General features: G+C 63.8%; 16 protein-coding genes and 1 pseudogene. 14 read left to right on the forward strand and 3 right to left on the reverse strand.

The window, feature by feature from the left end:
* The first annotated feature begins 9 nt into the window (after window positions 1-9).
* The 4 genes from Q7514_RS06765 to Q7514_RS06780 are packed head-to-tail and all read left to right on the forward strand — an operon-like array spanning window position 10 to window position 2,914.
* Window positions 10-615, forward strand: coding sequence for a PaaI family thioesterase (locus Q7514_RS06765; protein ID WP_330132477.1), 606 nt, complete (start codon window positions 10-12; stop codon window positions 613-615).
* The gene (locus Q7514_RS06770) at window positions 612-1,229 is read left to right on the forward strand and encodes a PaaI family thioesterase (protein WP_330132478.1); all 618 of its coding nucleotides are present in this window, start codon (window positions 612-614) and stop codon (window positions 1,227-1,229) included. The genes Q7514_RS06765 and Q7514_RS06770 overlap by 4 nt, the downstream gene beginning before the upstream one ends.
* A gap of 29 nt (window positions 1,230-1,258) precedes the next feature.
* Complete coding sequence (locus Q7514_RS06775; RefSeq protein ID WP_330132479.1) at window positions 1,259-1,927, forward strand: PaaI family thioesterase; 669 nt, start codon at window positions 1,259-1,261, stop codon at window positions 1,925-1,927.
* A gap of 15 nt (window positions 1,928-1,942) precedes the next feature.
* Window positions 1,943-2,914, forward strand: a complete 972-nt coding sequence (locus Q7514_RS06780) for an aldo/keto reductase (RefSeq protein WP_330132480.1) — start codon at window positions 1,943-1,945, stop codon at window positions 2,912-2,914.
* 78 nt (window positions 2,915-2,992) lie between these two features.
* Here the strand turns inward: Q7514_RS06780 and Q7514_RS06785 are convergent, their stop codons facing one another.
* Window positions 2,993-3,652, reverse strand: a complete 660-nt coding sequence (locus tag Q7514_RS06785) for a TetR/AcrR family transcriptional regulator (protein WP_330132481.1) — start codon at window positions 3,650-3,652, stop codon at window positions 2,993-2,995.
* A 219-nt stretch (window positions 3,653-3,871) separates the two neighbouring features.
* Between Q7514_RS06785 and Q7514_RS06790 the strand changes: the two genes are divergently transcribed.
* The 7 genes and pseudogenes from Q7514_RS06790 (at window position 3,872) to Q7514_RS06820 (ending at window position 9,132) form a co-directional block, all read left to right on the forward strand.
* A complete protein-coding gene (locus Q7514_RS06790; protein ID WP_330132482.1) occupies window positions 3,872-4,705 on the forward strand; it encodes a mycofactocin-coupled SDR family oxidoreductase in 834 nt (277 codons plus the stop codon).
* A gap of 39 nt (window positions 4,706-4,744) precedes the next feature.
* The gene (locus tag Q7514_RS06795; RefSeq protein ID WP_330132483.1) at window positions 4,745-6,214 is read left to right on the forward strand and encodes an aldehyde dehydrogenase family protein; all 1,470 of its coding nucleotides are present in this window, start codon (window positions 4,745-4,747) and stop codon (window positions 6,212-6,214) included.
* Between the two features lie 296 nt (window positions 6,215-6,510).
* Window positions 6,511-7,377 carry an ABC transporter substrate-binding protein gene (locus Q7514_RS06800; RefSeq protein WP_330132484.1) on the forward strand — a complete coding sequence of 289 codons (867 nt, stop codon included), beginning with the start codon at window positions 6,511-6,513 and terminating at the stop codon, window positions 7,375-7,377.
* A complete protein-coding gene (locus Q7514_RS06805) occupies window positions 7,266-7,979 on the forward strand; it encodes an ABC transporter substrate-binding protein (protein ID WP_330132485.1) in 714 nt (237 codons plus the stop codon). The genes Q7514_RS06800 and Q7514_RS06805 overlap by 112 nt, the downstream gene beginning before the upstream one ends.
* Window positions 7,980-8,080: 101 nt before the next feature.
* Window positions 8,081-8,305 carry a hypothetical protein gene (locus tag Q7514_RS06810; RefSeq protein WP_330132486.1) on the forward strand — a complete coding sequence of 75 codons (225 nt, stop codon included), beginning with the start codon at window positions 8,081-8,083 and terminating at the stop codon, window positions 8,303-8,305.
* 43 nt (window positions 8,306-8,348) lie between these two features.
* Window positions 8,349-8,531 (forward strand): annotated as a pseudogene (locus Q7514_RS06815) (GntR family transcriptional regulator); the annotation flags it as partial.
* A 55-nt stretch (window positions 8,532-8,586) separates the two neighbouring features.
* Window positions 8,587-9,132 carry an FCD domain-containing protein gene (locus Q7514_RS06820; RefSeq protein ID WP_330132487.1) on the forward strand — a complete coding sequence of 182 codons (546 nt, stop codon included), beginning with the start codon at window positions 8,587-8,589 and terminating at the stop codon, window positions 9,130-9,132.
* A gap of 109 nt (window positions 9,133-9,241) precedes the next feature.
* Here the strand turns inward: Q7514_RS06820 and Q7514_RS06825 are convergent, their stop codons facing one another.
* Window positions 9,242-11,005 carry an acyclic terpene utilization AtuA family protein gene (locus Q7514_RS06825; protein WP_330132488.1) on the reverse strand — a complete coding sequence of 588 codons (1,764 nt, stop codon included), beginning with the start codon at window positions 11,003-11,005 and terminating at the stop codon, window positions 9,242-9,244.
* Window positions 11,006-11,137: 132 nt separating this feature from the next.
* On the opposite strand from Q7514_RS06825, the gene Q7514_RS06830 reads away from it, so the two are divergent.
* Window positions 11,138-12,031: a LysR family transcriptional regulator gene (locus tag Q7514_RS06830; protein WP_330132489.1), complete on the forward strand. Its 894-nt coding sequence runs from the start codon at window positions 11,138-11,140 to the stop codon at window positions 12,029-12,031.
* Between the two features lie 83 nt (window positions 12,032-12,114).
* Window positions 12,115-13,299, forward strand: coding sequence for an alpha-hydroxy acid oxidase (locus Q7514_RS06835; protein WP_330132490.1), 1,185 nt, complete (start codon window positions 12,115-12,117; stop codon window positions 13,297-13,299).
* 10 nt (window positions 13,300-13,309) lie between these two features.
* Here the strand turns inward: Q7514_RS06835 and Q7514_RS06840 are convergent, their stop codons facing one another.
* Complete coding sequence (locus Q7514_RS06840; protein ID WP_330132491.1) at window positions 13,310-13,873, reverse strand: TetR/AcrR family transcriptional regulator; 564 nt, start codon at window positions 13,871-13,873, stop codon at window positions 13,310-13,312.
* Window positions 13,874-14,079: 206 nt separating this feature from the next.
* On the opposite strand from Q7514_RS06840, the gene Q7514_RS06845 reads away from it, so the two are divergent.
* Entirely contained in the window at window positions 14,080-14,817 is a 738-nt protein-coding gene (locus Q7514_RS06845) for an SDR family NAD(P)-dependent oxidoreductase (protein WP_330132492.1), read from the forward strand.
* Window positions 14,818-14,851: the final 34 nt, after the last annotated feature.

Genomic DNA, 14,851 nt, shown 5'->3' on the forward strand with positions numbered 1-14,851 from the left:
GGGTATTCGATGAACGAGGTCGACTCAGGTTCCGGCACTCCGGATGCCGTCGAGGTCGCTGCCGACGCAGTCCGTCGGCTCACGGCCGCGATACTCGAGTCCAGAGTGCGCGGCGTCGCCACCCCCGATGTCTCGGAGAAGATTTCCGTTCTCGCGGATCGTCTGGAGGCCGTGGCGGCACACCCGCGCGAATGTGTCACCGGAAAGATCGGTACGCACGAGGGGGCGCTGCAACGCAGCCCTGTGAGCGGCCCGAAGAACCCTGTCGCCATACCACTTCGCTTCGAGCAGTGCGACGACGGATCGTCGCTTGCTCACACCGAGTTTCCCCGGCAATACCAAGGGCCACCCGGGCTCGTTCACGGCGGCGTTTCGGGTCTCGTGCTCGACGTCGCCATGGCGGTCGCGAACAGCGCGGCCGGCCGAGCGGGCGTGACCGCGGAGATGACGCTGCGCTATCTACGGCCGACACCCTTGTATACGGAAGTGACCGTGCGCGGACGGCACGTGCGCGTCGAAGGACGCAAGACCTGGTCGCAAGGAACGCTCGAAGTCGACGGCGAGACGACTGTGGTCTGCGACGGCTTGTTCATCACGAAGGAGCTTGCCCTGTGACCACCGTCGAAGATCGTCCGTTGCCTGCCCCGGAAGCGGAACTCGAGTACGCCGCCGCCCTCGAACGGGACGCCGTCCAGTTGCGCCGAATCGTGGATCTGCTCCAGCGTGTAGACGTCGACGATCCGCTGCTTCTCGACGTAGCCGAGGAACTCGATGCCCTTTCCGAGCATCTGGAGAATCCGGTTGAAACGGTGACCGAAACGATCCGCAACCCCGGTTGGCGCCACGATCCGGTCAGCGGAGTCGAGAACGCGATCGCACCCCCGATCATCCTCGAGTCCCAACCCGACGGAAGCGTAACGGCAGGAGTCGAATTCGGGCTTCCGTATCAGGGGCCAAATTCCTTCGTACACGGCGGAATCTCGGCGATGGTCATGGACCACGTGCTCAGCGCGGCCACCACGCCGAAAGACGGACCCATCTTCACCGCGCAGCTCACCGTCCGGTACCACAGGCCCTTGCCGCTGTTCGTGCCGCTGACTGTCGTGGCACGATTGAAGGAACGTGAGGGACGCAAGATCTGGGCCACCGGCGAAATTGTCGTCGACGGGAAGATCGCGGTGTCGGCCGAGGGCTTGTTCATCCAGCCGCGCCCGAAGGCTGCACGGTAAACGCTCGGGTCGGCCGGTCAGGAGGCAATGTGGTCACGTGGAATATTCCGGATTCCCGGAAAGAGCTGTCGCGCTATTACACCGGTGCCGAGACGTATCTGACGGCCGTCCCCGGCGAGTCCCCGCTCGACGACACCGCGAACCAACTCCGTCGCATCGTCGAGGCGCTCTCCCTCACGACACCGGACGCAGCGCACATACCGCTGACCACCGAGCGACTCCGCGACATCGCCGACGAACTCGAAAGATACGCTGAACCAGCCACAGATCGCTTGCTCGGGATGTGGGAGGGCGACGGAGTCGTCCGCCACGACCCCGTCACCGGACCGGAGAACACACTCGCCCCACCGCTCGTCATGCACGTCGCGGAGGACGGGTGGGTCGAGGGTGAGGTCACGCTCGGTCTGCCGTATCAAGGCCCACCTGCCGCGGTGCACGGCGGCATCTGTGCCGCACTGCTCGATGCCGCGCTCGCCGTCGCCAACCACCGTGCCGGAAACAACGGCATGACCGCCCGACTCGAAATCCGGTACCAGCGTCCGACTCCGCTGTACCGGCCCGTCATAGTGCGCGCGAAGCAGTTGAGGCACGAGGGTCGTAAACGATTCACGGTGGGGGAGATCGTCGTCGACGGTGAGGTCAGCGCCACCGCCGAAGGGCTGTTCATCGCTCGGCGCACTTCCGTGGCAGCCGAATAGCAAGCGGGAGGCAACGTGAAATACATCCGACTCGGCAACAGTGGCCTGCAGGTGTCCCGGCTCGCGCTGGGGTGTATGAGCTACGGCACGCCCGACACCGGTCAGCATTCATGGACTCTCGGCGAGGACGACGCCACGCCGTTCATCCGTACGGCTGTCGAGGCGGGCATCAACTTCTTCGACACCGCGAACAGCTACTCGGGTGGCACCAGTGAAGAGATCCTCGGGCGTGCTCTGAAGGAATACACCAAGCGCGAGAATGTCGTGATCGCGACGAAGGTGTTCGGCCGGGTGCGGTCGGGGCCCAACGGAAGTGGCTTGTCGCGCAAGGCGATCCTGACCGAGGTGGACGCGAGTCTGCGCCGTCTGGGCACCGACTACATCGATCTGTACCAGATTCACCGTTGGGACCCTCGCACCCCGATCGAGGAAACCCTCGAGGCACTGCACGATCTCGTGCGGTCCGGCAAGGTCCGGTACATCGGCGCGTCGTCGATGTACGCGTGGCAGTTCTCCAAAGCGCTGTACACGGCTGACCTGCACCGTTGGACCAGGTTCATCTCGATGCAACCCCACTACAATCTCCTCTACCGCGAGGAGGAGCGCGAGATGCTGCCGCTGTGCGAGGACCAGGGGATCGGAGTGTTGCCGTGGAGTCCGTTGGCCCGTGGCCGTCTGACCCGGTCGTGGAGTACGACCAGCGCGCGCACCGAGAGCGACGAATTCGGCAAGGGTCTGTACGGCGACGACGACAAGCCGATCGTCGATGCAGTCGGCCGCATCGCGGACGAGCGTGGTGTGGAACGAGCACAGGTGGCGCTCGCGTGGGTACTGAGCCGGTCGGCCGTGACAGCGCCCGTCGTCGGCGCCACCAAACCCAAGCACCTCACCGATGCATTGACTGCGCTGGAACTCGAATTGACGGATGAGGAGTGTGCGGCACTCGAATCCCCATACCGACCGCGGCCGGTTGCAGGCTTCGCCTGAGATCGGTCCAGCCACCGTTCGGCGCGCCCTCGACCGAACCTGCAAGGTCAACAGGAACCCATGAGAGGGAAGCGCAGGTCATGAATGTGTCTCTGCGCAGGCCGAATGCGCACCCGGCCTCGACCCGGGGTAATGAGCTGCAGACCGGATAATCACGTCGACGAGAGGTTCGACGTGGGCCGCCGCGTTTCGTCGTGCGTCGTCGCGCTCGTCGGGATGCAACGAGAGAACGTGCATCAACGTGGAGCCGACGAGTGATTGCACGAGCGGGAGTACGGGCACATCGGGTGCAATTTCGCCGCGCTCGGTAGCGCGAGTGAATATCGCGGTGAGTCCGTACCGGACAGCTTGGTTGATCCGTTTCTGAAACGGGTCGATCATTGTGAGGCTCGAGGTGGCGTCGATGGAGATACGAAGTGTCGCCCAACCCACTGGGTCGAGAAAGTGGAGCAGTAGTCGTGCCGCCGCGTCTGTGAGGTCTTCGCGCAAGCTCCCCGAATCAGATGTCGTGGCCAGGGGTACCGCGACGGATTCGACGCTGTCGATGAGCAGTTGTTCCTTCGTTGCCCAGCGCCGGTAGAGCGCAGACTTGCCGACACCGGCGCGGCGCGCGACTCCCTGCATCGTGAACGAGGCCCAGCCGGTTTGGGCGTATTCCTCGAGTGCGGCCCTGATGAGACGCTCGCTGATGTCCGGGTCTCGGGGGCGACCGGTCGGTCTTTGCTGATCCTCGGACATTGCTCCTCGATTCCGGGTGTCGAACTGTGTCCACTCGATCTTTTCATTTCGCGGAGTGGGGCTTCGCACCCTTGCGGACTTCAAGCGTCCGTAATACTGTGTGACGTGCCTAACATCTTGATCTAGGTGATCCTCTGCGTCTTTGTCGAGGCGCGACGTCTCCCTCGTCCCACTTTGCGCGCACGGTCTGCCGGGCGCTTCCCCTCCGAAAGGATTCTCTTGACCGATCTCGAAGGCAGAGTCGCATTCATCACCGGTGTCGCCCGCGGGCAGGGACGCGCGCATGCGGTCAAACTGGCCTCGCTCGGCGCCGACATCATCGGTGTCGACATCTGCAAGGGCATCGACTCGATGGACTATCCCAACGCCTCACGCGACGATCTCGCCGAGACGATCCGGCTCGTCGAGGCCGAGGGTCGTCGAATGGTCGGCCGCGGCGCCGACGTGCGGGATCGTGCCGGGCTGGCCGCGGCGTTCCAGGAGGGCGCCGCGGAATTCGGCCGTGTGGACATCGTGATTGCCAACGCGGGCATCGTGCGCCTGACTCCGTGTGCAGACGAGGAACGCGAAAACCTGTGGCGCGACATCATCGATACCAATCTCACCGGTGCATGGAACACGGTTGAGGTCGCGCTACCTCTCTTGCGTGAAGGTGGACGGGGTGGGTCGATCGTCCTCACGAGTTCGAGCGCCGGACTGAAGGGCACCGCATCCGATCGGGCCGGAGCCCAGGCCTACACCGCCGCGAAGCGGGGTCTGGTCGGGCTGATGCAGTCACTTGCGAATCAGTATGCGCCCGAGTGGATTCGCGTGAACACCATCCACCCCACCGGGGTTGTATCCGGCATGACGATGAACGAAACGATGGAGAAATTGTTCGCCGCTGCAGCCGTGGGCGAGGGTTCGGGGATGGCGACCATGCAGAACGCACTGCCGATCCCGATTCTGCAGGCCGAGGACATTGCCAACTCTGTCGCGTGGCTGGTGTCCGACGAAGCCAAGTTCGTCACCGGTGTCGCACTACCACTCGACGCCGGCTTCAACGTCCGCTAGTACCGCACCCGAATTCCGAACACGACCACAGGAGCGATTATGACTACTGTAGTAACCGATCTCACCCGTCCCGACGTTCATCTGCATATCGGTGCCGACCGGTCGGCCGCAGGATCGGCAGGCACGTTCGATCACGTCAACCCGGTGACCGGCAAGGTCGACAAGACCATTCCGATGGCAGGACCGGTCGAAGTCGATCGGGCTGTGGATGCGGCCGCGGAGGCATTCGAATCGTGGAAGCGCACCGCTCCGGCGGATCGGGCTCGGCTGTTGAATCGATTGGCAGATCTGATCGAGGCCAACGCCGAAGAGTTCGGCCGGCTGGGCGTAATGGACAACGGCACCGCATTGGGGACTGTTACCAACCTCGTGGGGAAGTCGATCGCGTGGACCCGGTACTACGCGGGATGGGCCGACAAGATCACCGCCGAGGTGACATCGACGCTGACCGCAGACGGAGAACTCGGCTACACACTGCGTCAGCCCTACGGAGTGGTGGGCATCATTATCACCTGGAACGGACCGCTGATCTCGTTGGCGATGAAGATCCCGCCCGCGGTCGCGGCCGGCAACACCGTGGTGGTGAAGCCGTCCGAGCTGACTCCGTTCTCGGCGGAACTGTTCGCCGATCTTGTTGTCGAAGCAGGTTTCCCGCCCGGCGTGATCAACATCCTGCCCGGCGACGCCGCGTCCGGTGCTGCGCTCGTCGAGCACCCCCTGGTCAAGAAGATCTCGTTCACCGGTGGTCCAGCCACGGCATCGAAGATTCTCGCGGCCTGCGCGCCGACGATGAAGCCTGCAGTGCTCGAACTCGGCGGCAAGTCCGCCAACATCATTTTCGAGGACGCGGACCTGCAGACCGCGTGTGGTATCGGCACGATGATGTCGGTCGGTGCGATGGCCGGACAGGGCTGTGCATTCCCCACCCGGATGCTCGTGCAGGAGTCGATCTACGAGCAGGTCGTGGCCACCGTCAAGGCCATCGCCGAACAGATCGTCGTCGGTGATCCGTTCGCGGCGGGTACCTTCGCCGGTCCGGTGGTAAACCAGGCTGCATTCGAGCGGATCCAGGGTGTGATCGCCAAAGCGAAGGAAGACGGCGCACGCCTGGTCACCGGTGGTGGACCGGCAGCGCTCGATGGCGATCTCGCGGGCGGGTTCTTCCTGCAGCCGACGGTGTTCGCCGACGTCGACCCACAGTCGGATCTGGCGCAGAACGAGGTGTTCGGGCCGGTGCTCGCGATCATCCCGTTCCGCGACGAGGCGCACGCGGTCGAGATCGCCAACGGCACCCGCTACGGATTGTCCGGTTACGTGCACACCAAGGATCTCAAGCGTGGTCTGCGGGTCGCCGAAGAGTTGGTCACCGGTGAGGTGTTGATCAACGGTGCTGTCAACCTGCCCGTCAACCGCCCGTTCGGTGGCCTCGGGCTCAGCGGTCTCGGTAAGGAAGGCGGTAAGGCCGGCATCGAGGAGTTCCTCTTCACCAAGGGTATCGGCATCGCCTGACTCTCGTGGCCGAGTGCCCGGCTCCCGCACTTCGGGGCCGGACACTCGGCATGCGGCATGGACGTGGTCATCGAGGTACTCGACCGAGCACCTCGGCATCGGATTCTGTCCCGCAGCCTCACGATGGCCGATTCATCCACGTGTGCGGCACTGCCTCTGACCGGGCTTGCTCACCGCACGAGCCACATTCGGACCGAGTACCACTGAGCGGAAACACATGAGAGTGTGCTCGAAGGCCAAGATTGCGTTTGCCGCATGCATGGCCACTGTTCTACTTGCCGGGTGTTCGGGAGCAAGTGGGGCCGAAACGTTCCGGAGAGATCGATCCGAACGGAACAATCAACGTCGCCAACGTTGCAGGAACTCCCACGCTGGATCCGCACGCCACAACCTCCGAGATCGTGTGGATGCTATGCACGATGCCGCTGGTTTACGACCAACTCTTCTCGGTTGATCAGGATGGCAAGCTGGAAGGTCGGCTGGCCGAGAACTGGACTTACAGCAAAGACGGGCTGGGGTTGAACTTCACGTTGCGCGACGACGTGGTTTTCCGGGAGGGTACGAGGCTTGACGCAGCGGTTGTCAAAACCAACCTCGACCGAGCTCGCACTCTGGATACTCCGGTTGTCAAGAAGCGTATGGAGCCCGTGACCGCGGTAGAGGTCGTCGGTCCCTACGAGGTCCGGCTCACTCTGGCGACGCCGACGATTCCCTATGTCCTGGCCGAATGTTCAGGCTTCATCATGCATCCCGACCTGATCGCCAATGGCGATCCCGCTATCGAAACGAACGGCTCGGACGCCTACAGCGTGGCGTCGTTTACGCCTCGCGAGCGCCTCGAGCTCGTCCGAGACCACGACAACTATTGGGATCCGGATGCAGCGCGTGTCGAGACTGTGACGTTCCAGGCCATCAGTGACAAGCAGTCCTATGTCAACGCTGTGGTCGGCGAGCAGGTCGATCTCGGTAATTACCAGAGCTACGGTGATGTCGCGAAGGGGCAAGATCACCTCCAGGTGGTCCAGGTCCCACCGGCACCGGCGTTCAAATCGTGCTCAACTCGTCGATCACCCCGCTCGACAAACTGGAGGTTCGTCAGGCAATCAACCATGCGATCGACCGTGTGCCGCTCGTGGAGGCGCTCATGCCGGGATCGGAGGTGACGCATCAGCATGCGCGTCGTGGATTCCCTGCTTACGAACCGGCTTTGGAGAATGTCTACGAATACGATCCGGAACGAGCGAGGGCTCTGCTCGCCGAAGCGGGTTACTCGAAAGGTATCGACCTGGGTGATCTCCTGGTTTCCCAGGCGATCGTGCCCGGCACATCGGACGCCGTCATCGAACAGCTCGCGGAGGCCGGTATCCGCGTTCGACCGATCGTCATCGATGGTCAGACAATCTCGTCTCAATGGATCGAAGGTCGCAACGCGGCAATGCTGACATTCGCTCAGACCGGCACCGAGTTCAGTGCCGGTGCCGCGACCCGGTGGGGGCCACGATTCCAACCGGGCGGTATGTCGCAGGAGTTCACTACCTTGCTTGCGGATTCGGCGGACAATCGTCTCGACGACGCAAAACGCGCTGCCCGCTATCAGCGGGTCAACAAATACCTGGTCGAAGAAGCGATCGCTGCCCCCCTCGTATGGCTGGACGACCACTGGATCGTCAATACTCGTGTCGGAGGGTTCAGCGCGGAGAGTGATTACGCGGGTACGACCAGCCCGTTGGCGTGGGTGCCCCGCGGGCTGTGGGTAACCGAGTGAGAGCGTGTCCCCTTGGGGGCAAGTACCTGACGAATCATTCACCGAGCCAAGGCAACCGGAGATGGCAGCGATGAAGTTCGTCTACAGCTTCCCTGGTCGCAGTGTCCGTCGCCGAGGCGAGCCTGAGCTTCCTCGGTCTCGGCGTACAGGCCCCGCAGACGTCGTGGGGCTCGATGGTGCGTGAAGCGTTCGACAATGTCTACACCGCCCCCGGCATGAATGTTGCACCCGCCGTCATGATCGTACTCACCGTTCTGGCGTTCTCCACCTTCGGCGATGGACTACGTGATGCCCTCGAAGGTTCCGGCAAAGTCAAGAAGAACTGACTGCGGCCGCACAGGGGGGATCTGGGGTAGTGCGATGAGTGCGATGCTCGAAAGTATCAGTCCGATCCAGACACCCAAGGCCGCGGAGCTCGTGGCGCGGTACGCGCGTAGATACATCATCGACGCCAGGATCGAAGGGGGGACGAGACTGGCGTCCGAAGCCGAGCTGCGTGCGCGATACGCTGTCAGCCGCACCACGATCCGTGAAGCAGTGCGGATTCTGGAGTCAGAGGGCCTGGGTCGAAGTGCATCGCGGTGCGCGGCGCGGGGCGCGGATATGCGTGCCAGGGCCCGAGATCGTCGCGAAGCCGGCATCGCTGCTACTGGCTGTGGGCAAAGTTCCATTGTCGGACGTGATCACCGCGTGCCGGGCGCTCGAGGACAATGCGGTCAGGCGCGCAGTGTCCGAAGAGGGTGGCATCGGGATCCCCGCTCTGCGAGTGGTCCTTGAGCGTGATCTGCCGGATGCGTTTCGGTCCAGATCTCTTACGCGCGGTGCATGGGGATTCCACCGTGCACTCGTCCGGGCGTCGGGTGTCACAACCCTGGCGATGGTGGCCGAAGCCCTGCACTCCATTCTCGAGTCGCATACGGAGGCTGTGTCCGACTCGAGAATGTATGAGGACCCGGATGGATACGAAGCCGGCTACCAGCGCCTTCGGCGGTCATATGGGCGCATGCTCGACGCAGTGGCCTCGGGTGATCCGGGTGATGCTGCGGGGCAATGGAATCGGCATTGGACAGCACTCGAAAGGATCCTGCTCGCAGAGAACAGCGAAGTTACTGTGGCCGAGGTCGTTCGGTCGGCCGGCGAGACTCGACGATAGACCTGTCGTGAACTGAAATCGGCTTCGGATGTGACGATACGGGCAGGTAGCCGCATCCGGCGTCGGATACGGCTACCTGCCTCCGCTCACGGGCGACCTCGATCGCTGTTCAGAGCAGGTGCTCGGGCACACTGACGTGCTTGGCGAGCAGATACTCCCCGACGGCCTTACCCACCTGATCCACCCGCATGTTGCTCGAACCGCCCGTGCCGAGCAGACCCCGCAGGATGAAGTGCACGGCATTCAGGTGTGGGAACTCGTGCCGAACGATGTCGAGTTCCTTCGTCTCGGGTACGAGCTGTCGGAACTCCTCCGACGTGAGGGTTGAGCGCAACCAATCCCACGCTGCCGGATTCGACACCCACACACCAATATTGCTGTTTCCGCCCTTGTCGCCGCTACGGGCATGCGCAATGGTTCCCAGCTCGACACGCCGGTCGTCGAGCGAGACTGTGCGGGACGCGGGTTCGGGATGCGCCAGCTTCTGCGGGGCCTGCGTCGTTGTCGGGGCATCGATGTAAATGGCGGTGCTGTCGTCCAGTACCGCTCGATGCGAGAGCACGGTCGCCGGCAACAGTGCGGGCCAGTAGTCGACGCGGGCCCACGGCTTGGTCACCCGCTGCGCGCCCCCGTCGAGGAAGTAGCCGGGGATGCTGCCGCAGTAGAGGCTGTCGAGCGCTTCCGAGAACTTGGAGCGGCTCAACGGCTCCGGGGTCGATGCCGTGGCCATGACACGCACCGGCACGGTCGCCGCCCACTGGTTCGGTGGATTGTCGGCGGCGACCCCGAGCGGGGTGATCTCCAACCGATCGATGCCGTCGTCCAGGACCGCATCCAATTGTCGGCGGAGCAAGGCGATCTTGTCTTCCACACGCGGAGCGGTGACGAAGACCGTCTGCACCACCTGATAACCGATCTTCGCGAAGATCGCGACCTTGGTTGTCGGAGGCGGCGGCGAGCCGAGGACGGGCTTGATCCGAACCCGGTCGACGCCGGCCTGTTCGATTTCGATCGAGTCGAAATGCACTGTCACGTCCGGGTTCAGGTATCGTGGTCCTTGGATCTCGTACACAAACTGGGCGGTGACGGTGTCGACGGTGACCGCGCCACCGGCCCCTGAGTGCTTGGTGATGACGCTGCTGCCGTCCTCGGCGACCTCGGCAATCGGGTAGCCGGCGTGTTCGACGCCGGGGATCTGCGTGAATCCGGAGAAGTTGGCGCCGGTCGCATGCGGCCCGCACTCGATGACATGACCCGCCGTGACCGCACCTGCCAGCCGGCCCCAGTCCTCCCGGCCCCAGCCGTGCCACCACGCCGACGGGCCGGCGACGAGCGACGCGTCAGATACTCGCCCGGTGACGACGATGCTCGCTCCGGCTTCCAGGGCTGCGGCGATACCCCAGCCGCCCAGATATGCGTTCGCGGAGATCGGCTCGAAGCCCCAGTCGGAGAAGGGGCGTCCGGTGTCGAGATGCTCGAGTTCATGGCCGTTGCTGCGCAACTCGTCGAGGGTGTCGAGAAGGTTGTCGCCGTCGACGTGCGCGACACGTAGATCCGTGCCGCACGCTGCGATGTCGGCCCGCAGTGCGTCGGCCAGACCGGCCGGATTGAACCCACCGGCATTGGCGACGACTTTGAGGCCACGCTCGGCGATCATCGCCAGGTGCGGACGCAAGTGCTCGACGAATGTCTCCGCGTAGCCCTTGGACGGGTCGCGTCGGTAGTGCAGGGCCATCGGTGCCAGGGTGATCTCGGCGAGGTAATCGCCGATCAGGACGTCGACCGGGTCGCCCTCCAGGACCTCCGCGAGTGCGGTCGGCCGGTCGCCCGAGTAGGCGGAGAAGTTGGCGATGCGGATGGCAGGTCGGCTCATGTGCGCGTCCTTACGTTCGTACTTGCAGTTGCTCCTTCCCCGGACGCTACGGAGCGGTTACTCGCCGCGACCAGGACCGTTGTGTGTGCATGAACATGACCGCAATGGTCATGACCCTTGTAAGGTGGCCGAATGGAGGTTCGGCACCTGCGCTACTTCGTCGCGGTCGCGGAGGAACTCCACTTCGGTCGGGCCGCGCAGCGACTGCACATGGCTGCGCCGCCGCTGAGCCAGCGAATCCGCAGCCTCGAGCGGGAACTCGGCCGTGAACTGTTCCTCCGCAGTCACCATCGGGTGGCGCTGACCGACGCTGGTGAGGCCTTGCTCCCGCTCGCGCGGCAGGCGCTGGAGACATTCGATGTCATTCCGGGGGCTCTCGGGGCGGCGGTGGCGCGCGTAGCCGTCATCGGAATCGCGCCGGACGTGCCGACCGAACTGCGCACCAATTCTCTCGAGCGGATCCGCCGGCACAGCCCTGATCTCCAGGTGCGCATCGAACCGGCGAGTACCGGGCCTCTGTACGAGGCGTTGCGGCGACGCGAGGTCGACCTCGCCTTCGTGCACAGTCCCTCCCGGGACCCGCGGTTTCGTCACCGGAGGCTCCACTCGGAGTCGGCTGTCGTGGCGGTGACGCGGGGGATCGGATTCGATACGCGGACCGAGGTGAGGTTGGAGGAACTCGTCGACCTGCCGTATGCGTCCATACGGCACGATGCCGATTCGGTGCTCTACGGTCGCACCGACGCTTTGCTCACACGAGCCGGGATTCACGCGCGTCTCACCATCGACAGCCACAACCTCGCCGACGTGGCCCAGATCGTTGCGACCGGGCCGGCATTTACATTCGTGGCGGTGTCGTCCGGCCAATCGCACAAGGCGTTTACCGGTGAGCCGGTGGTTCTGTTGCAGCTTGTCGACGCGAACCTGCGGATCAGCACCGACGTTGTGTGGGAAACGGCCCGGGACAAGCCCGGCGACGTGGTTCACGATTTGGTAGCTGCGCTCTCGCTCACCGACGTTTCTTGACAGTTCGCCCGAGGTTGACGTAGTTACCTATCTGAGCAATGGTAGTTGGTGGCGTGGCATCGGACGGCAGACAAGGTGATCAGATGGAACTCGAACGTTTGCTGAATCTCGCAGATGTGGAACGTGCCGCACGGCGGCGGCTTCCTGCTCCGGTGTTCGACGTCATTGCCGGAGGCGCCGGCGACGAACTCACTATTTCGGCAAACTCCCTTGCCTTCGACGAGATCAAGCTTCGGCCACGTAATCTCGTCGACATCGCCGAGGTCGATACCTCGACGACCGTCCTCGGGCAACGCGTGTCGATGCCGGTGCTGCTGGGCCCTGCTGGGTACCAACGTATGGCACACCGCGACGCCGAACTCGCCGTCGCACGAACCGCGGGCAAGGCGGGTACCGCGTTCGCACTCAGTACGGTGAGCAGCTACAAACTCGAGGACGTTGCCGCCGAGGCCACCGGCCCGAAATGGTTTCAGCTGTATTTTCCGCCGGGTGGGCGCAGTCCGGAGAAGGTCATCCGCCGTGCGGCATCCGCAGGATTCGACGCTCTCTGCGTCACGATCGACACCCCCACGAAGGGCCTGCGGGAACGCGATTCCCGTAGCAACTTCTCTGTACCTCTACGGATCTCTCCGAAACTATTGGCGCAAACTGCAATCCGGCCATCGTGGGCCCTGGACTTCGTACGCGGCGGAGTGGGGCGTGGGACTCTCGGATTCAACCGCAAGGTGTTGTCGATGAAGGAAGCCGGGAACGCGCTGTCGAGCGCGCTGCGGCCCGTGACCGAAGACGACATCCGCCTCGTTCGCGAGCTGTGGGACGGGCCGCTGGTGATCAAGGGCGTGCTGCGCGGGGACCAGGCCGCGCGACTCGTGGATTTGGGAGCCGACGGCATTGTCGTGTCCAATCACGGAGGTCGCCAGCTCGATACTGCGACCTCGACGATCGAAGCGTTGCCCGACGTCGTCGAGGCCGTCGCAGGTCGGACCGAGGTCTACCTCGATGGGGGCGTGCGTCGCGGCACCGACGTCGCGAAGGCGCTCGCGCTCGGCGCCCGGGCGGTGCTCATCGGCCGCCCGTATCTGTACGGACTGGCGGTGGGTGGCGAAGCCGGCGTGCGCCGGGTGCTCGACATCATGCAGGACGAGACGGAGAACGCTCTCGGTCTGCTGGGTTACACCAGCGTCGCCGAGGTCGAACGAAGTTGCGTCGTGCTGCCGCATGAGCGTTGGCGGACGCCTTTACAGGCTGTCGTCGCTGCCGTCGACTGAACAGACTCGGCTATGAGTCGGGCCCTATGGCCCTCGAAACGAAGTCGATGATTTGGGCGAAGCCGATGTGGTGGTTCTCGTCGACGGACTCGCGGCGCCGCCTGAAGGAGGCGTTCATGACGATGTCCTGGATGATCGCAGCGTCGGATTCCGGCGTGGAGGTCCGGAACGAGCCGTCTGCTGCACCTTGACGAAGGATGAGGACGAGTGGGTCGCGGTGCCGTGCTGAGATCTGCTCCATAGTGGCCGCATAACCGACTGCGCGGATGATCTCAGGAGAGTCCATAACCTTGACCCGTCGGCGCCGGCGGGGTTCGGATGACAAAGACAGGAAGAACCGAATCCACTCTTCGAGTCCGGCCATCGGCGGGCCCGCCTTGCGTAATCTGTCGGCGAGTTCGTCTGCGGCACGGTTCGTCTCCTCTGTCAGGACTGCCAGGAGTAGATCGTCCTTGGAGCGAAAATGACGATAGAACGACCGTGTCGACAACCCGGCCTGGGCGCAGATGGCGCTGACCGTCACCGGATGGGATTGCTCGAGTGACAGCACGCGGTAGGCAGCTTTGATCATCATCGAGCGTTCCTCGGCCGGTTCGTGAAGGGGCTGCGGACCGGGTCGGCGACGTTGCTGCGGCGGCATGAGGTCTTGTCCTCCAACGGTTTCGGGTTGACAGTCCAATGCTGTGTGATGAACACTACACCGGAAACTGAAAACTCGATTTTCAGTTAGTGCTCTGTCCACTCGCCTCGAAGCGAGCGGATGATCCGGAGGGTTGTGCTGTGAAACGGTTCGAAGAACGCGTGGTGATCGTGACCGGGGCAGCCCGAGGGCTCGGTCGGGACTACGCCCGGTATTTCGCCCAGGACGGCGCCAATGTGGTAGTTGCGGACGTGCGTGACACCCAGTCTGCTGCCGCCGAAGCGTCCCTGGAGGGCCCGCGATGCGTCGGGATCGACGTCGACGTGACCGACCGTAGAAGCGTCGAAGCGATGATCGAAAAGGTGCGGGCAGAATTCGGCCGACTCGACGTCCTGGTCAACAACGCCGGGCTGTGGCGGGGACTCGCCGACGCCGGCTTGCTCGACTGCCCCGACGACCTGTGGGACGCCGCGTGGTCTGTCAATGTCACCGGCACACTGAAATGCTTCCAAGCCGCCGTTCCGGTGATGCGCGAGAAAGGTTTCGGGCGCATCGTCAATGTGTCGTCGATGGCTTCCCGCTCGGGCGGAAACGTATATGGGCTCACCAAGAACTCGGTCGAGCGAATGACCGAGGGCATGGCGCGGGAGGTCGGGGACCACGGCATCACGGTCAATTGCATTGCGCCGGGCATCTCGGCCTTCGAAGCGGCGCAAGGTCAACTCGGCGCTGCCGAGTCGATCGTTGCCGGCAACGCAATCAAAAGAGTCGGCACCAGCCGGGACCTGTACGAGGCGATCGCGTACCTGTGCGGAACGGGCGGTGACTGGATCACCGGTCAGACCGTGCGTATCGACGGCGGCGCAGGCATCGGCTGACAACACCTTTCGTAGCGAGCATCCGAGGAACTGA

Source organism: Rhodococcus artemisiae (assembly GCF_036327795.1).
GTDB lineage: Bacteria > Actinomycetota > Actinomycetes > Mycobacteriales > Mycobacteriaceae > Rhodococcus > Rhodococcus artemisiae.